At 61.3% G+C, this 22,317-nt stretch carries 19 protein-coding genes; 10 read left to right on the forward strand and 9 right to left on the reverse strand.

Annotation, left to right across the window (positions count from 1 at the left end):
• The first annotated feature begins 18 nt into the window (after positions 1-18).
• Both AC30D9_RS02800 and AC30D9_RS02805 read left to right on the forward strand, forming a co-directional pair.
• On the forward strand, positions 19-2,199 hold the full coding sequence (locus AC30D9_RS02800) for a PepSY domain-containing protein (RefSeq protein ID WP_490143371.1): 2,181 nt from the start codon (positions 19-21) through the stop codon (positions 2,197-2,199).
• The gene (locus tag AC30D9_RS02805) at positions 2,183-3,154 is read left to right on the forward strand and encodes an FAD:protein FMN transferase (protein ID WP_490143372.1); all 972 of its coding nucleotides are present in this window, start codon (positions 2,183-2,185) and stop codon (positions 3,152-3,154) included. The genes AC30D9_RS02800 and AC30D9_RS02805 overlap by 17 nt, the downstream gene beginning before the upstream one ends.
• Positions 3,155-3,233: 79 nt before the next feature.
• On the opposite strand, the gene AC30D9_RS02810 is transcribed toward AC30D9_RS02805, so the two are convergent.
• Entirely contained in the window at positions 3,234-4,223 is a 990-nt protein-coding gene (locus AC30D9_RS02810) for an MBL fold metallo-hydrolase (protein WP_307572033.1), read from the reverse strand.
• A 275-nt stretch (positions 4,224-4,498) separates the two neighbouring features.
• Here AC30D9_RS02810 and AC30D9_RS02815 point away from each other — a divergent pair, with 275 nt between their 5' ends.
• The 3 genes from AC30D9_RS02815 to AC30D9_RS02825 all read left to right on the forward strand — a co-directional run bounded on the left by AC30D9_RS02815 (position 4,499) and on the right by AC30D9_RS02825 (position 6,833).
• Entirely contained in the window at positions 4,499-4,921 is a 423-nt protein-coding gene (locus tag AC30D9_RS02815; protein WP_307572032.1) for a helix-turn-helix domain-containing protein, read from the forward strand.
• A gap of 36 nt (positions 4,922-4,957) precedes the next feature.
• On the forward strand, positions 4,958-6,301 hold the full coding sequence (locus AC30D9_RS02820) for an OprD family porin (protein ID WP_490143373.1): 1,344 nt from the start codon (positions 4,958-4,960) through the stop codon (positions 6,299-6,301).
• A 133-nt stretch (positions 6,302-6,434) separates the two neighbouring features.
• Positions 6,435-6,833, forward strand: coding sequence for a VOC family protein (locus AC30D9_RS02825; RefSeq protein WP_307572030.1), 399 nt, complete (start codon positions 6,435-6,437; stop codon positions 6,831-6,833).
• 58 nt (positions 6,834-6,891) lie between these two features.
• Here AC30D9_RS02825 and AC30D9_RS02830 read toward each other — a convergent pair whose 3' ends face one another.
• Together AC30D9_RS02830 and AC30D9_RS02835 are read right to left on the reverse strand one after the other, a co-directional pair.
• Entirely contained in the window at positions 6,892-7,683 is a 792-nt protein-coding gene (locus AC30D9_RS02830) for an EAL domain-containing protein (RefSeq protein ID WP_307572029.1), read from the reverse strand.
• Between the two features lie 177 nt (positions 7,684-7,860).
• Positions 7,861-8,565 (reverse strand): phosphoribosyltransferase, encoded by a 705-nt coding sequence (locus AC30D9_RS02835; protein WP_134926646.1) that lies wholly within the window; start codon positions 8,563-8,565, stop codon positions 7,861-7,863.
• Positions 8,566-8,975: 410 nt separating this feature from the next.
• On the opposite strand from AC30D9_RS02835, the gene fnr reads away from it, so the two are divergent.
• The 3 genes from fnr to AC30D9_RS02850 all read left to right on the forward strand — a co-directional run bounded on the left by fnr (position 8,976) and on the right by AC30D9_RS02850 (position 11,988).
• Entirely contained in the window at positions 8,976-9,728 is a 753-nt protein-coding gene (gene fnr / locus AC30D9_RS02840) for a fumarate/nitrate reduction transcriptional regulator Fnr (protein ID WP_134924599.1), read from the forward strand.
• Positions 9,729-9,865: 137 nt separating this feature from the next.
• Complete coding sequence (gene arcD / locus AC30D9_RS02845) at positions 9,866-11,359, forward strand: arginine-ornithine antiporter (protein ID WP_490143374.1); 1,494 nt, start codon at positions 9,866-9,868, stop codon at positions 11,357-11,359.
• A gap of 89 nt (positions 11,360-11,448) precedes the next feature.
• Positions 11,449-11,988 (forward strand): Hsp20/alpha crystallin family protein, encoded by a 540-nt coding sequence (locus tag AC30D9_RS02850; protein WP_134924601.1) that lies wholly within the window; start codon positions 11,449-11,451, stop codon positions 11,986-11,988.
• A gap of 199 nt (positions 11,989-12,187) precedes the next feature.
• Here the strand turns inward: AC30D9_RS02850 and AC30D9_RS02855 are convergent, their stop codons facing one another.
• The 3 genes from AC30D9_RS02855 to AC30D9_RS02865 all read right to left on the reverse strand — a co-directional run bounded on the left by AC30D9_RS02855 (position 12,188) and on the right by AC30D9_RS02865 (position 16,957).
• Positions 12,188-13,543, reverse strand: coding sequence for an MBL fold metallo-hydrolase RNA specificity domain-containing protein (locus AC30D9_RS02855; protein WP_490143375.1), 1,356 nt, complete (start codon positions 13,541-13,543; stop codon positions 12,188-12,190).
• Between the two features lie 87 nt (positions 13,544-13,630).
• Complete coding sequence (locus AC30D9_RS02860) at positions 13,631-14,521, reverse strand: universal stress protein (protein WP_134924603.1); 891 nt, start codon at positions 14,519-14,521, stop codon at positions 13,631-13,633.
• A 66-nt stretch (positions 14,522-14,587) separates the two neighbouring features.
• Positions 14,588-16,957, reverse strand: a complete 2,370-nt coding sequence (locus AC30D9_RS02865; RefSeq protein WP_490143376.1) for a phosphoketolase family protein — start codon at positions 16,955-16,957, stop codon at positions 14,588-14,590.
• A 186-nt stretch (positions 16,958-17,143) separates the two neighbouring features.
• Between AC30D9_RS02865 and AC30D9_RS02870 the strand changes: the two genes are divergently transcribed.
• Positions 17,144-18,127, forward strand: coding sequence for a zinc-dependent alcohol dehydrogenase family protein (locus AC30D9_RS02870; protein ID WP_490143377.1), 984 nt, complete (start codon positions 17,144-17,146; stop codon positions 18,125-18,127).
• Here AC30D9_RS02870 and AC30D9_RS02875 read toward each other — a convergent pair.
• A complete protein-coding gene (locus AC30D9_RS02875; protein WP_307572022.1) occupies positions 18,117-19,010 on the reverse strand; it encodes a universal stress protein in 894 nt (297 codons plus the stop codon). The two genes, AC30D9_RS02870 and AC30D9_RS02875, sit on opposite strands and share 11 nt — an antisense overlap.
• 247 nt (positions 19,011-19,257) lie before the next feature.
• Here AC30D9_RS02875 and AC30D9_RS02880 point away from each other — a divergent pair, with 247 nt between their 5' ends.
• Positions 19,258-19,821: a GNAT family N-acetyltransferase gene (locus AC30D9_RS02880; RefSeq protein WP_134924606.1), complete on the forward strand. Its 564-nt coding sequence runs from the start codon at positions 19,258-19,260 to the stop codon at positions 19,819-19,821.
• Positions 19,822-19,874: 53 nt separating this feature from the next.
• Here the strand turns inward: AC30D9_RS02880 and AC30D9_RS02885 are convergent, their stop codons facing one another.
• Together AC30D9_RS02885 and AC30D9_RS02890 are read right to left on the reverse strand one after the other, a co-directional pair.
• Positions 19,875-20,786: a universal stress protein gene (locus AC30D9_RS02885; RefSeq protein WP_134924607.1), complete on the reverse strand. Its 912-nt coding sequence runs from the start codon at positions 20,784-20,786 to the stop codon at positions 19,875-19,877.
• A 118-nt stretch (positions 20,787-20,904) separates the two neighbouring features.
• Entirely contained in the window at positions 20,905-22,149 is a 1,245-nt protein-coding gene (locus tag AC30D9_RS02890; protein ID WP_490143378.1) for an MgtC/SapB family protein, read from the reverse strand.
• Between the last annotated feature and the right edge of the window lie 168 nt (positions 22,150-22,317).

Genomic DNA, 22,317 nt, shown 5'->3' on the forward strand with positions numbered 1-22,317 from the left:
CATTTGCGGAGGCCCAACATGCTTCGCCAGCTCCACTCCCTGCCCGGCCTGTTCGCCGCCCTGTTGGTCATGCTCCTGGCCATCAGCGGCGCGATATTGTCTGTCGATCCGGCCCTGGAACGCCTGAACGGCACCTCCACTGCGGTCGGGCAAGTCAATGTCGGCCAGTTGGCCGGACGCGTCGCCGACCACTTTCCGGGGGTGGAACAGATCCAGCGCACAGCATCCGGGACCGTCATCGTCTACTTCAATCAGGCCGGTCAGGTCGGGGCCGAAAAGGTCGATCCACTGACCGGACAGGGTCTAGCACCTTACGAGGCCTCCACCTTCTCTCGCTGGACGAAAGACCTGCACCGCTCGCTGTTTCTTGGCACAGCGGGCCACGGGGTGGCGGGTGCCGGCGCGCTGTTCATGCTGATGCTGGCAGTGTCTGGAGCGCTGTTGCTGGTTCGACGGGTAGGCGGCTGGCGCAACCTGTGGCGGCCATTGCGGGGCGACTTCAGCCAGCGCTGGCACGCTGAAGCCGGACGCCTGGCGGTACTCGGGCTGCTGTTATCGGCACTGAGCGGTCTCTACATGTGTGCCACGACCTTCGATTTCATCGCCGACGGCAGTCAGATCGAGCCCGCGCTCCCCGACCGCATCAGCGCAGGCCCGGCCTTGCCGGTGGCGAGCCTGAAAGCCTTGCAGGCCACCGACCTGAATGACTTGCGCGAGCTCGTTTACCCCAGCCCGAGTAATCCGCAAGACGTGTTTTCCCTGCGCACGACCCGGGGCTACGGCTACGTGGACCCGGTCAGCGGCACCCTGCTGTCCTATCAAGCCCACGGTTCGATGCACAACCTCTACGAATTGATCTATCAGTTGCACACCGGTGAAGGGCTCTGGTGGCTGGGCCTGTTGCTCGGCGCCTGTGCGCTCTGCGTGCCATTGATGAGCGTCACCGGTATCCAGATGTGGTGGCGTCGCCGCCAGGCCGGGCCGGACATCCGCCATAACAGCACTGCGCAAACCGCCGACAGCGTGATATTGGTCGGCACTGAGACCAACACCACCTGGGGCTTTGCCAGCGCCCTGCATGATGCCTTGCGCCAGGCAGGCCACCGGGTGCATAGCGCGGCGATGAATCAATACACCAACGACTACATCAGCGTTCAACGGGTGTTCATCCTCACCGCGACCCACGGTGACGGCAATGCTCCGGCCTCGGCTTCGCAGTTCCTGGCACGGCTGGCCAGCGCCGGCCTGAAACCTGGCCAGCCGTTTGCCATACTGGGTTTCGGTGACCGGCAGTTTGCGCAGTTCTGTCAGTTTGCCCATCAGGTGCAGGAAGCCTTGTTGCAGGCAGGTGGTACACCGTTGATGGGGCTGGAAACCATCAATCGCCAATCTTCCCAGGAGTTTGCTCGCTGGGGGCACGCCTTGGGCGAAGTGCTGGGGCAAGACCTGACGCTGGTCCACACCCCGCGGCAGCCACAAACCCACCAACTGGTGTTGGCCGAGCGCATTGCCTACGGCGAACAGGTGGAGGCGCCTACGCACGTACTGCGTTTCAAAGCGACGGGAAAGTTACCGGACTTTGAAGCGGGAGATCTGGTTGGCATTCTGCCGCCGGGCAGCCCTGTCCCACGCTTCTACTCCCTGGCCTGCGATTCACGGGACGGCGTGCTGGAGATCTGTGTGCGCAAACACAAAGGTGGGATGTGTTCGGAATATCTTCACGGCTTGTACATCGGCGCGCCGATCGAGGCCTTTATCCAGCCCAACCCGCAATTTCGTCCCGCGTCGGGCGCTCATCCGGTGATCCTGATTGGTGCCGGTACCGGCATCGGCCCGCTGACCGGTTTTATCCGCAACAACAAGGCCCATCACCCTATGCACTTGTATTGGGGCGGGCGCAATCCGACCTCGGATTTCCTTTACGAGTCCGAGCTCAACCATTATTTGGCGGACCATCGCCTCACGGCATTGCACGCGGCCTTTTCCCAGGTCAGCGACCGTTCTTACGTACAAGACCGGCTGATCAGCGATGCCCAGGTCTTGCGCCGGCTGATTGAAAAAGGCGCCCAGGTATTGGTATGCGGCGGTCGCGAGATGGCCAAGGGGGTGGTGCTGGCCCTGGACGAAGTGCTGGCACCGCTCCACCTGAATGTGAGAACCCTCAAGGCACAAGGACGCTACCGTGAAGACGTCTACTGAATGGCAGCGCTACAGCTTGAACGGCGAGACTATGGGCAGCCGTTATACCGCCCTGTTCTATGCCCGACCCGAGCTCGACACCCGCCAAATCAGTCACAGCCTGACACGCGCCGTGGCCCGGGTGGACCAGCAAATGTCCACCTGGAAACCCGATTCCGACCTCAATCGCCTCAACGCCGCGCCTTTGCAGGAATGGATAACCGTGCCTGATGAACTGGCCACGGTTCTGTCTGCGGCGTTGCGCGTCAACCGGCAATCGGGCGGCGCCTTCGACATCGCCGTCGGCGATCTGGTCGACGCCTGGGGATTCGGTCCCGGCGAACTGTCCATCACCGAACAGGCGCTCGATGGGTTGCCTGCGCCAACTCGACGCTCGACCAGTGCAGCGCTGGTCGTTGATTCTCACCGCAACCAGGTGCGCAAACAGGCCCAGCTGAACCTCAATTTGAACGGCATTGCCAAAGGCTTTGGTGTCGACGAAATGGCTCGCTGCCTGGACAGGTTTGGCATCACGCGTTACCTGGTAGGCATTGACGGCGAGATGCGCGCCCGCGGCAGCAAACCGGATGGGCAGCCTTGGGTCGTGGCCATGGAAAAGCCCCGTCGAGGCGTGCGTGAGGTCATGGGGGTGATGGAACTCAGCGACGCCGCTATCGCCACCTCCGGGGATTACCGACACTGGGTCGACGTCAGGGGGCAGTCCTTCGCCCACACGATGAACCCGGCCACCGGCGCGCCCCTGTGCAACGCCCTCGCGGCCGTCACGGTGGTGGCGAGCTCATGCATGCTCGCCGACGCCTGGGCTACAGCGTTGATGGTCCTGGGCGAAACCCACGGCCCCCGCTTGGCACAAGAGCGCGGGATGGACGCATTGTTCGTCGTGCGCGACGGTTCGCAGCTCAAGGAAATATCCATTGTCGGTGGACACCTGCAGGCCCAGGTCCAAACACGCTGACGCCGAGCCCCGGGTGTTGAGGGTGGGCAGTTGCTCCGGCAGGAGAAAGGCCCGTTTTATCGGCGCAAGCAATCGGATTTCATTCGATCATCGGCACCTTGGCGGCCCGTTGATAAGGCCCATACTCGACCGGCACCCACTGGAAGTGCCCGCCCACTGCACTGATATGCCCCATGCCTGGAAACGGCAGATGTGCCGCCGCCACCCAGGTCTTGGCGGTGGCTGCCTCGTTGAACACCTTGGCCCGGCTCTTGATCGCCCGTTTATTGTCGACATCGAAACGAATCGATACCTCGGGATGCTCGAACTGCACCGCCAGGTTATGCACCAGGTCGCCCATGAACAGGATGCTCTGGCCCTGGGAGGTAAAGCGGTACGTGGTGCTGCCCGGCGTGTGCCCTGGCTCCAGCTCGGCATCGACACCGGACAGCGGTGACTGGCCGCTGGCGAAGGTCTTGAAGCGGCCGGCTGCTACATAAGGCGCGGTGGAATCCTGAGCGATCTTGAAAAACTCCCGGGCACCGGCGGGTGCCTTGGCCATCGCTTGGGGATCGAGCCAGTAATCGGCTTCTGCCTTCGCCGCATAGACCGTAGCATTGGCGAACAGCGGTTGCTGCTTGTCGTCGACCAGCCCGCACACGTGATCCAGATGCAAATGAGTGAGCAGGATGGCATCGACCTGCTCCGGACGATAACCGGCGGCCTGCATGTTCGCCGAGAGCATTCCAGCCGTGGCGCCGATGCACTGGCCGGCACCGGTGTCCACCAGGATCAGTTGCTGACCGGTATTGACCAGAAAAGCGTTGAACGCGGTCTGCACTCCCGGTGTTTCAATCGAGCGACGGGCGAGCAAGGCGCGGATCTGGCTTTGGCTCAGGCCTTCGAGCAGCTTGGGCGACAGATCGTTGTAGCCGTCGAACAGCGCCGTCACTTCGTAGTCGCCCACCGCCAGGCGGTAATAACCGGGGACTTGAGTGGCCTGCAGCGGCGCCTGGGCCAGGGCGCCCAACGATGTCAGCGCCAATGCCAGGCCCGCTCCGCGCAGTGCGCACACCAGAGAATGCTTCATACCTTCACCTTGATCGAGTCGGAAGAACGGCTACTCATGCGCCAGCCGGAGAAGGTCATCATGCACTCGCCTCACAGCGCAAAAATTGCAGCCATGTGCTGAATGAGTGCGCGCTCGGCCGCCGTACCCGAACGCAATTAACAACGTTTAACTCGCATGCCCGCGCTCCGCGCCCAAGAATGAAGTCCTCTGCTCAGACCTGTTTTCTCAAGCGGGAAGCTGCCAACCCACCGTGCGGTGCGCCGGGCATTTCCCAGTGACACGGAATCTTAGTCATGGCTCATCCATCGCACACCACCGTCAAGGTGCCCATCAAGCCAACGCGCAAACCCGCTACTGGTGGCCTGTCTCCCTGGCGCGAAAGCCTGGTCAAGAAAATGATTCTCGACGGCCTGAGCGACACCCTGGAAATCGCTGAACTGGCCAAGGCCTGCGCCCTGTCCCGCAGTCATTTTTCCCGAGCCTTCAAGTGCAGCACCGGTCAGTCCCCGCAGGCCTGGATCCGTAGCCAGCGCATCGCCCGGGCCAAACAACTGATCCGGGAGACCGACCTGACCCTGACGCAAATCAGCCTGGAATGCGGGTTCTGCGATCAGGCGCACTTTTGCCACATCTTCACCCACAGCGAAGGCATCAATCCATTTGCCTGGCGTTGCCGGCAATTGCGTGCTCAACCCTACACACCTGGCTGTGCGTAGCCCCCTTCGCCCACCCATCTCACACGGAAACGAAGCATGTTGCCTGCACCACAATACTCAACCGCTACCTTGAAGCCGTTCTGGCTGCTCGCCGTGCTCACAGGCAGCACCGCGTCGGCGATGGCGGCAGAACCCGCACAAAGCGCACCTGGCTTTCTCGACGGGGCGTCGCTGCAAGTCCTCAGCCGCAACTTCTACCTCAACAATGACTATCGCACCCAGGCCCCGGCGGGCAAAAGCTACAAACAGGAATGGGCCCAAGGCTTCATCGCTTCGTTCGAGTCCGGCTTCACTCCCGGTACGATCGGCGTAGGCATCGATGCCCACGCATTCCTGGGACTGAAACTGGACGGCGGCAAGGGGCACTCCGGAACGGGATTATTGCCCTTGGATGGGGATGGACGAAGCGAAGACCAGTACTCCAGCGCGGGCGGCGCGCTGAAATTCAACACCTCACGCACCACCCTGGCGGTCGGCGAAATGACCGTGGAAAGTCCGGTATTCGACACCGCGGACAAGCGCCTGCAACCGGAGTACGCCAGCGGCCTGCTGCTCTCCAGCCGAGAGTTCGAAGGGATCGACCTGCAAGCGGGTCATTTCAGCGCGTTCAAGAATCAGGACGCCTCGACCGGCAAGGGCGATTTTTCCGGCTATGGGGCGACGACGCGCCACGGCGCCATCGATTTCATCGGCGCCGACTTGCTCACCGGCCAAGCCCTCGGTGGTGCGCTCTATGCCTCCGAACTGAGCGATACCTGGCGCCAGTACTACGCCAATCTGCACGCCACGCTTGGCGAGCTGTTCCTCGACGGCAACCTCTACCACACCCGCGACTATGGCAAGGCCGTCGCCGGGGCCATCGACACCACCGCCTATAGCCTGAGCGGCAAATACCGGCTCAATGCCCAGGCGTTCACCCTGGCCTATCAGAAAATCAACGGCGACACGCCCTTCGATTTCGTCGGCGGCGACTCCATCTACCTGGCCAACTCGATCAAATATGCCGACTTCAACGGCCCCGGCGAGCGCTCATGGCAAGCGCGCTACGACCTTGACCTGGGCACCTTGGGCATCCCCGGCCTGCGCTTCATGGCCCGTTATGTGACTGGACGCGGAATCGACGGCAGCCATGCCCCCCAAGGCGGTGCCTACAACCCGTTCGATAGCGACACCGGCGACTACCGTCCACAACAGGGGGACGGCGGACGTCATTGGGAGCGCGACCTGGACCTGCACTACATCGTGCAGTCAAGCCCGGCCAAGGACCTGTCGTTGCAACTGTCCCATGTCACCCATCGCGCCAACAGCAGCCAGGGCGGCGATGACATCGACCGGCTGTATATCGTCATTGAGTACCCGCTCAAGCTGGGACCGTTCTGACGTTAGCGCCGTGGAAGAGTTGCTGGACAAGCTGCCGTGCAGCGTGTGGGTGATTGCGCCGCAGCTAGCCCTTTCACCGTCTATCGTTTCGCGCCAAACTCCTTCGCTCTCATAGGCAAAATGGTGAGTCATCATGCTCTCTCATGTCTTTTTAGGTATCGCCGACTTTGACCGAGCCTTGGATTTCTACGCAAAGATAATGACCGGACTGGGTCTCAAGTTGAAATTTTGCGACGCCACCAAAGGTTGGGCCGGCTGGGTTTCAGAAACTTCTCCCCGGCCGATTTTCGTGATTGGAAAACCCTTTGACGGCAAGGCAAACTCGCCCGGTAATGGTCAGATGGTGGCGCTACTGGCGCCGAGCCGAGAGATCGTCAGGAGCAGCCATGCAATAGCCTTGGCGCTGGGCGGAACGTGTGAGGGAGCGCCGGGACTGAGACCCCACTACCACCCCGACTATTACGGCGCCTACTTTCGAGACCTCGACGGCAACAAGCTGTGTGTCTGCTGTCATGATCCGGTATCGGGGTAGTCTGCCTCACAGAGCGATCTGTCGGCGTGCACTGGCTCCAGCACAGCAGAGAAAGCAGTCAGGCCTCGCGCGCAGCAGACTCATCGAAGCGCCCAACCGCAAGACGACCGACCTCAGGCCTTGCGTATAAATACCCCTGCATCAGCTCAATCCCCATGCCTAGAAGCATTGAGCTTTCTTCACGGGTCTCGACACCTTCGGCAATGACCAGAATCCCCAGGCGCCTGGCGACCAGAATGATGCCTTCAACGATCGCTTGCTTGACGGGGTCTTGATCGATAGCGCGGGTCAACGCCATATCAATCTTCAGCACTTGGGGCTGGAACATGGCCAGCAGGTTAAGGCCCGAATAGCCAGAACCGAAATCGTCAATGGCGGTCGTGAAGCCTTGACGCTCGTACTCCGCGAAAATGGCTTTGAGATGATCCGGGTCGTCCACCCTTTCGCCTTCGGTGACTTCGAACATGATCCTGTCTGGCGGGAAATTTGTCAGGCGCGCGGCTTCCAGGGTGGCCCGGATACAGGTCTCGGGCCGGTACACCGCGTTGGGCAGGAAGTTAATGCTCAGCAAGCAATCGGGGATGTCCAGAATGCCCAATCTTGCCGCCTCTTCGATGGCCTTCACGCGGCATGCCTGATCGAATCGGTAGCGGTTGCCATCGTTCACCAACCCCAGGATGTAGCCTGCCGACTCGCCATTGACGCCCCTGACCAACGCCTCATAGGCAAACGCGGCGCGTGTTCGGACATTGAAGATCGGCTGGAAGGCCATGGTGAAATCAAACCCCAGCGCCTCATGGTTACGGCACTCGGCGCAACCGAGCGATTGGAACGCAGAGCCTTTCATCATGATCAGTCTTCCGTGGTGGTAATGGCATGTCTTTGCCGCTGCACAGAAGTGTAGCCATCCCCACTGAATGAACATGGGGCCTATTGGAAAGGCAGACCCTGCTCCCTGAAGACTTTGCCCCGCTCTTACCGATCAAGCACCCGGCGGCGGCACTGAAACTTCTTCGAGGGGCCTCTTTTATGGAACTGGCGAGCGGCTGGAATGGTGGTCATGGGCCTCTCGCTGCCAGGCTCTCGCCAGCAAATCGACAACGACTTCATCCGAGGTCTGCGAAAAGTCCTCATACCAATAACCAATTGAAACCATCCAGTCAGGCATAAGCGGGCAAATCACCTCATTGACTTCGCTGCGCAGCGCCTCCACCGTTTCAAGCGGACCAACCGGCACGGCGACGACGATGCGCGAAGGGGCTTGCATTCGCACCGCGTGGATCGCCGCCATCATCGAAGCCCCCGTCGCCAGGCCGTCGTCGACCAGGATCACCACTCGGTCCTTGAGCTGCACAGGTGGACGAGTGCCCCGATATGCCTGTTCACGCCGCGACAGCTCCTGGGTTTCCCGCGCGACCACGGCGTCAAAACTGGCTTGATCGATCGAATGAGCACGCAGCGCATCGTCATTCAGGATTCGTATGCCGCCGCCGGCAATGGCGCCCATGGCAAACTCAGGCCTGGAGGGCACGCCCAGCTTGCGTACCAGCATCAGGTCCAGGTCCACCTTCAGAGCTGTGGCCACCTCATAAGCCACTGGAACCCCGCCGCGAGGTAAAGCCAGGATGATGACCTCCGGCCTTTGAGCGTACTTGAGCAAATGTTCCACCAGCCCTTGCCCCGCGGCGCATCTGTCTTTCAAGACGGTTTGCAATGAGGGACTCTGGTTCATGGGAAAGCCTCCCCAGGCGATGATGCCTGTCATTGTGTTACGAACACTTCCACGAGGGTCAGTGAATGCGCCCATCTCCGTGCAGTTGCAAACGCCAGGGTTTAAACCGCTTCGTCGGCCGTAGCCCTGTGCATTCGCATTGATCCAGCCTCCTCCGATCCGGCCGCCCAGGCGTTGATTTATATCAAATTTCCACGCCAGACAGGCCTGGGGCCCGCGTATCTCAAGCGCCTCAGACGAGTTTGCCTGCGCGCAGTTCGCATTGCCTGCGGACGGATCGTATCGGCCTCTCACAAAAGCCGCGTTCAGCAGCCCCAGCGCCAATCGACAGCCGGCATGCCTTTCGAGGACAAAAAACAGGCACCGCGGGATGGGTCTTCTATGCTTGCTCCGTCAAAGGAGTTTTCCCAATGGCCGACACCGAACCCAGACTTCTGCGTGTGCACGCGCTCAAAACCGCCTGCTCCAATTGCAGCGTGCTTGAACTATGCCTGCCCATCGGCCTGACGGGCGGTGAAGTCGAGCGACTCGATACCCTGATCGCCCAACGGGTGAAGGTCAAGAAGGGCACGGCGCTGTACCGCACCGGCGATCCACTGCGTTCGTTGTATGCGGTGCGGCTGGGCTTCTTCAAGACCAGCGTCCTGTCGGTGGACGGCCGCGAACAGGTCACCGGGTTCCAGATGCAAGGCGAAATGCTTGGCCTGGACGCCATCAGCACCGACCATTACGCCTGTAATGCGATAGCCCTGGAAGACAGCGAGGTCTGCCCGATCCCTTTCAGCCACCTGGAAAAACTCGCCCACGACTTGCCATCCTTGCAGCACAACCTCAACAAGCTGCTGAGCCAGGAGATCGTACGCGACCACAGCATGTTGCTGCTGCTCGGCAACATGAACGCCGAAGAACGCCTGGCCGCGTTTCTCTTGAACCTGTCACAACGGCTTAACATGCGCGGCTACTCTTCCAGGGAGTTTGTGCTGCGCATGAGCCGGGAAGCCATCGGCTCCTATCTGGGCCTGCGCCTGGAAACCATCTGTCGATGCATCGCCCACCTGCGTCAGGAGGAACTGGTGGACGTGCATGGACGCAACGTCACGATCCTGGACTTGCCCGGCCTCAAGCAAAAGGTCGCCGGTTGCCATCGTCACGCCGAACTCTGAAGTTCACCGCCGCACACCGTGCATGACCTCTGATCTAAATCAATGCCTCCTGAAGCCTTTGCGCCGAGATTAATACCAGCGTTCGAACGTTCGCATGGGCGACGGTCTCGGACCTTTCGTCTCGTGGAGGCTCAATCATGGCAACGCACCTGCAAGGCACGGAACCGGTCATCCCGACCGTCACCCCTCATCCTTTAGCTGGCAGTTTGCGAAAGGTCGAACCCAAACGTTTGTCGTTGAGCTTGCTGATCGCCTTGGTGGTCGGCTCGATGATCGGCAGCGGCATTTTCAGCTTGCCCCAGAACATGGCCGCCAGTGCGGGCGCCGGGGCGATCCTGATCGGCTGGCTGATCACCGGTGTGGGCATGCTGTCGCTGGCCCTGGTCTATCAGATGCTCTCCAATCGTAAGCCTGAGCTCGATAATGGTGTATTCGCTTACGCCCGGGCACTGGGGGGCGAATTCCTCGGCTTCAATTCGGCCTGGGGCTACTGGATCAGCGCCTGGATCGGCAACGTCAGTTACCTGGTGATTCTGTTCGCCGCGCTCAGTTACTTTTTCCCGCTGTTCGGCGAAGGCAATAACAAAGCGGCCATTGCCGGCGCGTCTGTAGTGCTGTGGGCGTTGCACTGGATGATCCTGCGCGGCATGCGCACCGCCGCCAAGGCGAACGCCCTGACCACGGCGGCCAAGGTGGTGCCGCTGCTGTTGTTCGTTGGGCTGGTGATCGCCGGTTTCTCCAAAGACATCTTCCTGGTGGACTTCTGGGGCACGCCGGCCCTGGGCAGTACCCTGGATCAGGTCAAGAGCACCATGCTGGTGACGGTCTGGGTGTTTATCGGCATTGAAGGCGCCAACGTATTTTCCGCCCGTGCCGCCGAACGGGCGGACGTGGGCCGGGCTACCGTAATCGGCTTCGTCCTGACCTTGTTGCTGCTGATCGCCGTTTCCCTGCTGTCGCTGGGTATCCTCAGACAGCCCGAACTGGCCGCCTTGAAGAACCCTTCCATGGCTGGCGTGCTGGAAGCAGTGGCCGGGCCTTGGGGCGCGGTACTGATCAGCATTGGCCTGATCGTTTCGGTGGGCGGCGCGTTGCTGGCCTGGACCCTGCTGGCGGCTGAGTCGGTATTCACCCCGGCCAAGGAAAAGGTCATGCCGCGTCTGCTGGCCTCGGAAAACCAACAGGGTGCCCCCGCTAATGCACTGTGGATCACCAACGGCTGCATCCAGTTGTTCCTGTTGTTGACGCTGTATTCGAGCGCCAGCTACCTGGCCCTCATTTCGCTCGCCACCTCGATGATCCTGCTGCCATACCTGTTCAGCGGCCTGTATGCGCTGAAGATGACCTGGCAAGGCCAGACCTACGCCGGCCATCGCGGCCTGCAGCTGCGCGACATGGCCATCGCCCTGGTCGCCACCGCCTATTGCGTCTGGCTGCTGTACGCCGCCGGTCCCCGGTACATGCTGCTCAGTGCCCTGCTCTACGCCCCAGGCTCGTTGATCTACCTGAGCGCTCAGCGGGCCAGGACAGGCCAAGCCCTGAACGGTTTTGGCTGGGCCCTGCTACTGGTGATCTGGGTGGCGGCGATCTTCGCCGGTTGGATGCTCTGGTCTGGCCAGCTCTCGTTGTAAAAGCTTGCAAGCGTGCATTGACCCGTCCGGAACCGGCCCCTGGCAATGGCGCCGAGGGCCATCCGGACATCACCAAAGAGGAAAATCAAATGTCCAATTCAGTGAAAAAAATGCCGGTCAACACCCAAGACAATGCCCAGCATCCCGCCAAGGCCGACCTCTGGCATCCGCTGGAAAAACTCCGCCAACAAGTGGATCGCCTGTTCGATGACTTCAACCGAGGGACAGGGCTTTCCCCCTTCAGTCGCGGGTTGTTCGATGTCGAGCCCTTCTGGCGCCGCGAGTTCTCCACCAGCAGCCTGCCGGCCGTTGACATCAGTGAGAAGGAAAAGAGCTTTGAAATCACGGCCGAACTGCCTGGCATGGATCAGAAGGACATCGAAATCCGCCTGGCCAATGGCAGCCTGATCATCAAGGGGGAGAAGAAAGAAGCCAAGGAAGAAAACAAAAAAGGTTATCACCTGTCCGAGCGCCATTACGGCTCCTTCGAGCGGGTGTTCAACCTGCCCAAAGGCATCGATAGCGACAAGATCGAAGCCCAGTTCAGCAAAGGCGTACTGACGCTGACGCTGCCTAAAAAACCAGAAGCACTGAAAGCGGAAAAAGTCGTGCCGATCAAGGCTGACTGAAAACGCTTGATACCTCGCCCCTCGCCGGCCAACGACGAGGGGCTTTTTTATGGCTCGGCTAATTTCAGGCTGACTGCCTCGTTGCAGTTACCGGCCCCTTCGCGAGCAGGCTCGCTCCCACATTGGGCGGCGGTGAAGGTAAATCCTGCAACCACCACAAATCCCCTGTGGGAGCGAGCCTGCTCGCGATGGCGACGGCTCAGAGTTCCACGCTATCGCGGTACTCCGGCACCGACACCGACCAGCCCAGCTCGTCGCGAATGCGATGGCGCAGGACATCGGAGGCGTTGGGCTCCCCATGCACGACATAGGTATGCCGTGGCGGGGTCTTGAACCCGCGCAGCCATTGCATGATTTCGTCGGCATCGGCATGGGCGGACAACGTCTGCATCGGCACCACCTCGGCATTGATCGGCACGTCCTTGCCATGGATGCGCACTGCCGGTTCACCCGCCACAATTCGTGCACCCCGCGTGCCTCCCGCCTGGAAGCCCGGCATCAACAAGGTATTGATCGGGTTGGGCGCCAGGCTCTTGAGGTGGTGCAGTACCCTTCCACCGGTGGCCATGCCACTGGCGGCGATGATCACCGCCGGGGTGCGTTGCAGGTCCAGTGCCATGGAGTCCTTGGCCGAGCGCACCGGATGGGCGATGTGGCACATGCCTTCGCACTCTTCCCTGGACAGCCGATGCTCATCGCCAAAACGCTGATACAACCGGGTGACATCGATGGCCATGGGGCTGTTGAGGTAAATCGGGATGTCTGGAATGGCGTGGCGCTGTTTCAGGCGATACAGGTGATACATCAGCAGCTGTGCGCGCCCGACCGTGAACGAAGGCACCAGGGTAATGCCGCGCCGCAGTGCCGTGCGGGTAATGACATCGGCCAATTGGTCTTCCGGCGATTCACGCGGGTGTCGACGGTCGCCATAGGTGGACTCCACCAGCAGATAATCCGCCTGCCCGATGGCCTGCGGGGCAAACATCACCGGGTCCTCGGGCCGTCCCAGGTCCCCGGAGCACACCAGCGTCACGCCACCGGCCTGTACCTGCACGGTGGCGGCACCAAGGATATGCCCGGCGCGGCGCAGCAATATCGTCACCCCTCGGGCAATTTCCACCGGATGTTCGAATGCGATCGGCCGCAGCAATTTCAGGGCTCGCTCGGCGTTCTCGAGGGTGTACAGCGGCAACGCCGGGTCGTGCTTGGAGAATCCCTTGCGGTTTGCGTACTCGGCCTCTTCTTCCTGCAGGCGGGCACTGTCGCGCAGGAGGACTTTCACCAGTTCACAGGTCGCCGGCGAAGCATAGATCGGACCGCGATAACCATTGCGCACCAGCACCGGTAGATAACCGCTGTGGTCCAGGTGCGCATGGGTCAATACGATCGCGTCCAGGTCACGCATTGGCAGTTCGAACGGATCCCAGTTGTGCAAGCGCAATTGCTTGTACCCCTGGAACAGACCGCAATCGATCAGGATGTGCTGTTCGTCGTGTTCCAGCAGGTATTTGCTACCGGTGACCGTGCCAGCGGCCCCGAGAAAGGTCATGCGCATGACGGTACTCCTGAACAATCGATAGGCAGCGTATTGGTCACATCGTTTGCCCGGCTTGCGGCTGAACTATGCCGACAACCCAGCGAATCACACCGCCAGAACACTGCATGACACCTGATACAGAATATGCTCGGTCGTGCTGCCCAGCAGCCCATGCAGATCATTGTGCTGGAATCGGCCCATGACGATCACATCCACCTCGTGCTCCAAGGCGAATTCACTCAAGGCCGAAACCGGATGTCCCAATAGAAAATGCCGACGCTCGGCCGGTACACCGAACAGGTTCGCCAGTTCCAGGAAGGTTTTTTCCAGGCTCCTGCGCAGCGCCTTGCTCAGCTGCGACAGCGTCAGGCCGCCCCCGCCCACATCACCCAGATAGACTGACGACACCTCGTAGGCATGAACCAGATGCAGCTCGGCATCGCACTGCAAGGCCAGCCCCATTGCCTGGCGAATGATCCGGTCGTTCAACCCACTGTTCTGGGCAAATTCACTGGAAGCGTCCACCGCCGCAACCACTTTGCGCGGCAGCGCATGACCGGTGGCCCCCACCATATACATCGGCACCGGGCAGTTGCGCAGCAGTTGCCAGTCCAGTGGGGTGAAAAATGCGCGCTTGAGCAAAGGCTCGTGCTGCACCTGCTTGATCAGCAAATCAGGCTGGATCTGCGTGACATGTTGCAGGATCTGCTTGCTCATCTTCTGCGCCCATTCCACTTCCGTGGTGATCCGCAGGCCTCGGCGCCGCATCTTGTCCGCCTCATCCTCCAGCCAATGGCGATGGTCCTGGAGGTAGTTCTGCCGCGCCTCTTCGCGCGGCTCCTCTTCAAGCAGCGACAGGATCTCCAGCGAGGGGATCAATGCCGTGACATGCAAGTGCGCCCCACTGGCCGCCGCCAGGGCCGCGGCATGATGCAGGGCCGGCGAATGGCGCTGTGCCGGATTGAGGATCAGCAGCAGACGTTGATACTGGCTCATGATGGCTCTCCAAAATCAGGCTCGAACGCTACGCGACAGCGTCGATGCCGTCAGGCGTGTAGGTGGTCATTGCGGCGGCGTCCAGCGCCAGTTCAAGACTTCGGGCATGTCTTGCCCATGCTCGATGAGGTACAGCTGGTGCTTTTCCATGGTTGCCCAGTAGCGATCCCGGGCGCTGTCAACCAGCGCCTGCAACCGTGGCACACGCTGGATGACATCGAGCGCCAGTTGGTAGCGATCCAGGTGGTTGAGCACCGCCATGTCGAACGGCGTAGTGGTAGCGCCCTCCTCCATGAAACCGCGGACATGGAAGTTATCGTGGTTGTGGCGTTTGTAGACCAATCGATGGATCAACGACGGATAGCCGTGGAAGGCGAAGATCACTGGCTTATCCACGGTAAACAACTCATCGAACTCGGCGTCCGGGAGCCCGTGGGCATGTTGCTGCGGCGGTTGCAGGGCCATCAGGTCGACGACGTTCACCACCCGCACGCGCAGGTCGGGCACGTATTCACGCAGTAGCGTGACAGCGGCCAGGGTTTCCAGGGTTGGCACATCACCGGCACAGGCCATCACTACGTCCGGGTCCTCGTCGTCATGACAGGCAAAGGCCCAGCGACCGATCCCGATCGAGCAATGCCGGATAGCCGAATCGATGTCCAGCCACTGCCATTCCGGCTGCTTGCCAGCCACGATCACATTGATGTAATCGCGGCTCTTGAGGCAGTGATCGGCAACCGACAACAGGCAATTGGCGTCTGCCGGCAGGTAGATGCGCACCACGCCGGCGCTCTTGTTCGCCACCAGGTCGATGAACCCCGGATCCTGATGGGAAAAACCGTTGTGGTCCTGCCGCCAGACATGGGACGTGAGCAGGTAATTGAGCGAAGCGATCGGCGCACGCCATGGGATCTGGGCGGCGGTCTTGAGCCACTTGGCGTGCTGATTGAACATCGAATCGACGATGTGAATGAACGCCTCATAGCAGGAAAACAACCCGTGACGGCCGGTCAACAGATAGCCTTCCAACCAGCCTTCACACACTTGCTCACTGAGGATTTCCATCACCCGGCCGTCGCACGCCAGGTTCGTATCGCCCGCCTCCAGCTCTGCCATCCAGGTCTTGCCGCTGACCTCATACACCGCATCGAGGCGATTGGAGGCCGTTTCGTCGGGGCCGAACAGGCGGAAGTTGCCTGCCCGCAGGTTGTGCTTCATCACATCGCGCACAAAGCCGCCCAACACCCGGGTGGCCTCTGCCTGCACGCTGCCGGCGGCACTGAATGGCACGGCGTAATCGGTAAACCTGGGCAGTTCCAAAGGTTTGAGGAGCACGCCACCATTGGCGTGGGGGTTGGCGCCCAGGCGCCGATGACCGGTCGGTGCCAATGCGGCAATGTCCGGTAGCAACGCACCGTTGTCGTCGAACAGTTCCTGCGGTCGGTAACTCTGCAGCCACTGTTCCAGTTGCGTCAGATGCACGGGCTGCTCGAAGTGGCTGAGCGGCACCTGGTGGGCGCGCCAGGTGCCTTCGACCGGCTGGCCATCGACGAACTTCGGACCGGTCCAGCCCTTGGGCGTACGCAACACCAGCATCGGCCAAAGCTGGCGCTCCGGCGTACGTCCCGACGAATCCACGCGGGCCATGCGCTGGATTTTACGAATCTTGAGCAACATGCCCTCCAGGGTCCTGGCCAACTGCTGGTGCACCGCTTGCGGGTCGTCGCCGTCGACAAAATAGGGATCGTAGCCGTAGCCATACATCAAGGCCGACAGCTCGTCCTCACTGATGCGCGAAAGCAGCGTGGGGTTGGCGATCTTGAAACCGTTGAGATGAAGAATCGGCAGTACGGCACCGTCACGCCTGGGGTTGAGGAATTTGTTGGAGTGCCAGCTCGCCGCCAACGTACCGGTTTCGGCCTCGCCATCGCCGATGACGCAGGCCACGATCAGGTCCGGGTTATCGAACGCCGCCCCATAGGCATGGGCTAGCGAATAACCCAACTCCCCACCTTCGTGGATGGATCCGGGAATCTGCGCCGAGACATGGCTGGACAACCCATAAGGCCAGGAAAATTGCCGGAACAGGCGCAGCATCCCGTTTTCGTTTTGCTCAACCGACGGATAACACTGGGTGAAACTGCCCTCCAGGTAGCTCTGGGCGACGATGGCCGGGCCACCATGCCCGGGGCCGGTGATCAGGATCATGTTCAGGTCATGGGTCTTGATCAGGTGATTGAGGTGCACGTAAATCAGATTCAGCCCCGGCGTCGTGCCCCAGTGCCCCAGCAAGCGAGGTTTGACGTGAGCCTGTTGCAGCGGTCTGCGCAGCAAGGGGTTGTCCTTGAGGTAGATCTGTCCCACGGCCAGGTAATTGGACGCACGCCAGTAGGCGTCGATGCCTTCCAATTGATCGGGGCTGAGAAATTCGCTCATCACGTCCTCCGCAAAAAACAGGGTTGGCGGCTGACCCTGATCGCTTGAACCGTTCTCGAACGGCTTGCCATGCCTGATTCTGGAACGTCGCAATGAACGCGACTTGATTTACATCAGAACCAGGGACGCTAAGGTCATACAAGGTTCCTGCTCGATGCTCAGGCCCGTTCACACAGGAGAATGCTCATGCGCGCCATGGTCCTGCATACACCCGGCCAGCCCTTGTTACTGGAGGAACGTCCGCGACCGACGCCGGCCGCCGGGCAAATGCTGATCAAGGTGCAAGCCTGCGGTGTCTGCCGCACCGACTTGCATCTGTTTGACGGCGAACTGCCCCAGGCGCGATTGCCTCGAGTGCCGGGACACGAGATTGTCGGTGAGGTGATCGCCGTTGGCGCGCAGGTGGCCTCGGACTGGGTCGGCCAGCGGGTAGGCGTGCCGTGGCTGGGGTGGACCTGCGGAGAGTGTGAATTCTGCCGCTCGGGCCGGGAGAACCTCTGCGACCAGGCGCTGTTCACCGGCTGTCAGTTGGACGGTGGTTATGCCGATTACACCGTCGCCGACGCGCGGTTCTGCTTCCCCGTCCCCGATACGCTGGAGGCCGCCGAAGCGGCGCCCCTGCTGTGCGCCGGGCTGATCGGTTTCCGGGCCTTGCAAATGGCGCAAAACGCCCCTCACCTCGGTCTTTATGGATTCGGCGCCGCTGCCCACCTGGCGATCCAGGTCGCCGTGGGCCGGGGCCAGCAAGTCTATGCCTTCACCCGCCCCGGTGATGACAGCGGCCAGGAGTATGCCCGTTCGCTGGGCGCGACCTGGGCTGGGGCATCGGACCAGGCGCCGCCACACTTGCTGGACGCCAGCCTGATATTCGCCCCCGTCGGCGCCCTGGTGCCGCTGGCCTTGCAAGCCACCGCCAAAGGCGGCTGCGTGGTGTGTGCCGGCATTCACATGAGCGACATCCCAGCCTTCCCCTATCGCCTGTTGTGGCAGGAGCGCAGCGTGCGTTCAGTGGCCAACCTGACCCGCGCCGACGGCGTGGCGTTTTTCCAGCAGATCCAGCGCACGCCCGTGCACTGCAAGGTCACCTGCTACCCGCTGATCCAAGCCAACCAAGCCCTGGAGCACCTGCGCAGCGGACAGCTCAACGGGGCTATCGTGCTCATCCCTTGACCGCCAGCAGGCTGCCCGGCACCGAATACAGGGCCCGCTCCGTCGTGCTGCCGATCATGCGCTCAAGCCCGGCGCGGTGCACGGTCCCCATCACCACCACGTCCACCTCGAATTCCTCGAGGAATTCATGAATCACCGGCACGGGCAGGCCGATAACGAAGTGCCGGCGCTCGGCCGGTACCTCGCAACGCTCGGCGAGGTTGATGAATGCCGCGTGCAGCGATTCGCGCAAGGCGTCGGCAAAGTCGTCATCCCAGGCCCCGGCCAGCAACGAGGTTTCCCCATTGAAGGCCGGCGACAGGTCACAGGCATAAAGTAGGTGCAATGAAGCATCGCAGTGCCGGGCCAACTCAGCGGCCGTGTGGACGATGCGTTCGTTCAAGGCATTGGCCTCGGGATCCGAGGGGTCCACCGCGGCCACCACCCGACGCGGCAAGCCGTGTACTGCCTGGTTGACCAAATGCACGGGGACCGGGCAGTCGCGCAATAGATGACAATCCAGCGGCGTGGCGAAAACACGCTTGAGCAAAGGTTCGAGAGTGACGTCCTTGATCAACAGGTCGGGCTGGAACTGTTCGACGTAGCGCAGGATATCGAGCAGCGGATGAATGGTCCACACCACGTGCGTCGTCACATCCAGCCCTTCCTCCTTGAGCAGCGAGGCCTCCTCCGCCATCCAGCGACGATAACGGTGCAAATAGCGCTGGATCGTCGCCTGGTCGATTTTCTCACCCCACAAATGGGTACGCGGTGGTGGCTGAACGAAGGCGCATAAATGCAGCTCGGCACCACTGGCCCGGGCCAGGGCACAGGCCCGTCGCATCGCCGCAGAAGGATGCAGATCGGGTTCGACGATCAAGAGCAGGCGCTGGTATTGCCCCATCACACACCTCCATCGGGTTGTTCACCTCGAGTCGCAAACCACGCGCCGACGCGTTGCGGCGCGATCTGCAGCGTGCGCTCATCGATGCCCCGAGCGGTTTGATCTGAATCAAATGCGGGGCAATCGACAGTTGGCTACGCGGGGACTGATCCAGATCAGAATCAATTGCCGCCGCGGGCGTAGAACACTATCGGACGCGTAGCTTTTTTGCCGCACCACAGGTTCACATCCGAAGGAGGAGCACATCATGCTCACTGTCAAAGACCACAACGAACGCGCTGCCGCCCTGTATGCCAGCATCAGCGGCAAGCACTGGATCCAGGCACTCAAGGACGGCCGTCACGTATTGATCAGGCCATTGCGCGATGAAGACCGCCAGCGCGAATATGACTTCATCAAGCGCCTGTCACCGGAGTCCCGGCACATGCGTTTCCTGGCGCAAATAAATGAGCCAGGCACGGCCATGCTCGACCAGTTGATGGATATCGATTGCAAGACCCGCATGGCCTACATCGCCTTGGTCCATGACAACGGCGAGTTGATCGAGATCGGTGTCAGCCGCTATTGCGCGACCGGCGAGCACGAATGCGAGTGCGCCGTGACCGTCGCCGATCCCTGGCAGCACCTAGGCTTAGGGACGTTGTTGATGGAGCACTTGATCGAGACCGCGCGGAAAAACGGCTATCGCCAGATGTACTCCGTCGACGCCGCCAGCAACGCTCCCATGCGCGACTTGGCCCACAGCCTGGGCTTTGAAACCCGTTCCGATCCCGACGACACCCGCCAGGTCATCCACCGTCTCTATCTCTAGTTACAACATTGGCGCGGGGCCACGTATCGAGGCCCCGCGCGAAGTTGATCTCCTTACTCCTGCGGCTTGATCGCCAACACGCTGCAGGGCGCCCGTTGCAAGATAAGTTCGGCGGTGGTGCCCAAACGCCGGTCCAGGCCACGATGCTCAGTGGTGCCCATGACGATGACATCGATCTGATGATCGGCGGCGAACGTGCAGATGCTGTTCAATGGCGTGCCTTCAATGAAATGACGTTGCCGCGGCTCGACACCATGGCGCTCGGCCAGGGACTCGAATACCTCGTGCTGCGCCTCGCCCAGCGCTTCGTAAAGCCCGGTGGCCAGGGGCAGCGCGCCGATGCCCATGTCCGAGGCGTACACCGCCGTCCAGTCGAAAGCGTGCAGCAACTCGACCTGGGCGTTGCACTGTTCAGCCAGTTTGACGGCGGCGTCGACGATCCGGTCGTTGAACACCAGGTCCTGGTCTTCACTGCGCAGCACATCGACAATCGCCAGGATCCGCCGGGGCCGGGGGTGGCGGGCGTCCGTGACCAGATGCACCGGCACCGGACAATCACGCAGCAAGCGCCAGTCCAGCGGCGTGAAAAAGATCCGCTTCATCGCCGGCTCCGGCTGGGCGTCCTTGATGATCAATGCCAATGGCATCTCTTTGATGTAGTGCTGCAAGGCTTGATAGGGATCTTTGCCCCAAACCACCTCGCAGGTCACCTCCGCCCCGTGTCGACGCGCCAGCTCAGCCTGTTGCCAGAGCCAGTGCCGATGGGTTTCCAGGTAGCCCTCGCGCGCTTGCTTGACCTGCTCCGGCGCAAAAAGACCGGCCACCGAAAGCAAGTCCAGGTAATCGATCGCGACGATATGCAGGGGTAAATCCAGGGCCAGGGCCAGTTCGGTGGCGCGGTCGAACGCCGGCGTACGGATCATGGCATCAGGCGCCAATAGCAACAAACGTTGAGTCTGGGACATGGAACACCTCGGCACGTGGCGGCTGCCACTTAAGGGATTGAGGGTTCCAGAATGAACGCATGCCAGGCGCGGGACTTGATCTTCATCAAACTGCCATCACTCAGGTCGAACGTCGGGCTCACAAGCGTTGGAGCACAAGCCCGGCCCACATCGCCAGCGTCACCAGCACCTGACCGGAAATGACATAGGCGGCGAAACCGCGCCCGCCACTGAACCAGGCCACCGCGCATTTACTCAGGGAGTTGCTGCTCAGTGCCATTAAGACCGGCACGGCGATGCCGTCGAAGGGCAACAACCCGGCCTTCGCCAGGGAAGCGATGGAGGCTGTCGAAGCATGGGCATCGGCCAGCCCGCTGAAAATCGCAGTCACGACCACACCGGTCTGTCCGAACAGGTCGAGCATCGCCGACGACAAGACAGTGATCCCGGTCATCATGAGCGTCACCATCAACGCCAATCTCAGGCTGAACGCCCCACCCGCCTTGATCGGTTCATCGGCACGTCCCTTGGGGCGAGGAAACATCAGCACACCGCCACAGAGCAATGTCATCAGCGTGCCACAGAGCAATGGTCCCCACATCCAACGCACCAAGGCGGGTTCCACAGCGCCGAGGATCAGCGCCATTTGAGCCAGGGTCGCCAGGTTGGATAACAACGCAGCGGCGCTCAACCCCTTGAGATGGGACGGCTGTTTCGCGGCGATGTTTCCCATGGACGCAACAGTTGCCGTGGCGGAGGCGAACCCCGAGGCAATCGCGCCGAGGGGGTAGCCGTAGCGGGTGCCGAGGGTGCGCACCGCGACATGCCCCAGCGCCCCGACGGCCATGAGCATGACAGTCAGGGCACAGATGGTGCGCAGGTTGATTGCGTTGTATGGCCCAAGGTAGCGGTCCGGCGCCAGCGGTAGCACGACCAGCACGGCAATCAGCAGTATCAGGCCGTCGCGCAGCTCGTCGGCGGTCAATTGGCTGCGGGCGAAATGGTGCAACGTCTGGCGGCTGGCAAGCAGGCCGGCCATCACTACGCCAATCGCTATTGCCAGCGCCGGTACGCTCACGCAGAGCGCACCCAATGCCAACACCGCAAACAACGCCACCTCGCTGGTGATACCAGGGTCCTTGTCGAGGTTTCGCCAATACGCCGCAGTCACCAAGGCACCCAGCGCAAGCGCGACAAGCCCAAGCAACAATGGGCCGCCGACCCGGAACGTGACATACCCCAGCAAAGAGGTGACGGCAAAGGTACGCAGGCCGGCGAAATCGCGCCTGTCGCCCTCACCTTTGCGTCGCTCGCGTTCGAGCCCTACCAACAGGCCGATGCCCAATGCCGCAGCAGCGTTAGCAAAGGCCAGGGTCTCGATCATGATGATGACTCTACTGGCAAACTTGAGCAGGTACTTTGTCTGGCGTTACGCGGGCGCCACCTCTCGCCCCTGGTCGCGAAAGGTTGTCAACCGAGGGCCAGGCATGTGGCGCGTCGATTCGAGCCTGCAATCTATTTACAAATGCTTGAGCATCCCCCAGACGGCTGA

This window comes from Pseudomonas sp. DF11, from assembly GCF_058148565.1.

Coding starts and splice junctions, on each gene's coding strand:
- AC30D9_RS02800 (WP_490143371.1), top strand. CDS start 19: ATGCTTCGCCAGCTCCACTCCCTGCCCGGCCTGTTCGCCGCCCTGTTG.
- AC30D9_RS02810 (WP_307572033.1), bottom strand. CDS start 4,223: ATGAAGCATTCTCTGGTGTGCGCACTGCGCGGAGCGGGCCTGGCATTG.
- AC30D9_RS02815 (WP_307572032.1), top strand. CDS start 4,499: ATGGCTCATCCATCGCACACCACCGTCAAGGTGCCCATCAAGCCAACG.
- AC30D9_RS02820 (WP_490143373.1), top strand. CDS start 4,958: ATGTTGCCTGCACCACAATACTCAACCGCTACCTTGAAGCCGTTCTGG.
- AC30D9_RS02825 (WP_307572030.1), top strand. CDS start 6,435: ATGCTCTCTCATGTCTTTTTAGGTATCGCCGACTTTGACCGAGCCTTG.
- AC30D9_RS02830 (WP_307572029.1), bottom strand. CDS start 7,683: ATGATGAAAGGCTCTGCGTTCCAATCGCTCGGTTGCGCCGAGTGCCGT.
- AC30D9_RS02835 (WP_134926646.1), bottom strand. CDS start 8,565: ATGAACCAGAGTCCCTCATTGCAAACCGTCTTGAAAGACAGATGCGCC.
- fnr (WP_134924599.1), top strand. CDS start 8,976: ATGGCCGACACCGAACCCAGACTTCTGCGTGTGCACGCGCTCAAAACC.
- arcD (WP_490143374.1), top strand. CDS start 9,866: ATGGCAACGCACCTGCAAGGCACGGAACCGGTCATCCCGACCGTCACC.
- AC30D9_RS02850 (WP_134924601.1), top strand. CDS start 11,449: ATGTCCAATTCAGTGAAAAAAATGCCGGTCAACACCCAAGACAATGCC.
- AC30D9_RS02855 (WP_490143375.1), bottom strand. CDS start 13,543: ATGCGCATGACCTTTCTCGGGGCCGCTGGCACGGTCACCGGTAGCAAA.
- AC30D9_RS02860 (WP_134924603.1), bottom strand. CDS start 14,521: ATGAGCCAGTATCAACGTCTGCTGCTGATCCTCAATCCGGCACAGCGC.
- AC30D9_RS02865 (WP_490143376.1), bottom strand. CDS start 16,957: ATGAGCGAATTTCTCAGCCCCGATCAATTGGAAGGCATCGACGCCTAC.
- AC30D9_RS02870 (WP_490143377.1), top strand. CDS start 17,144: ATGCGCGCCATGGTCCTGCATACACCCGGCCAGCCCTTGTTACTGGAG.
- AC30D9_RS02875 (WP_307572022.1), bottom strand. CDS start 19,010: ATGGGGCAATACCAGCGCCTGCTCTTGATCGTCGAACCCGATCTGCAT.
- AC30D9_RS02880 (WP_134924606.1), top strand. CDS start 19,258: ATGCTCACTGTCAAAGACCACAACGAACGCGCTGCCGCCCTGTATGCC.
- AC30D9_RS02885 (WP_134924607.1), bottom strand. CDS start 20,786: ATGTCCCAGACTCAACGTTTGTTGCTATTGGCGCCTGATGCCATGATC.
- AC30D9_RS02890 (WP_490143378.1), bottom strand. CDS start 22,149: ATGATCGAGACCCTGGCCTTTGCTAACGCTGCTGCGGCATTGGGCATC.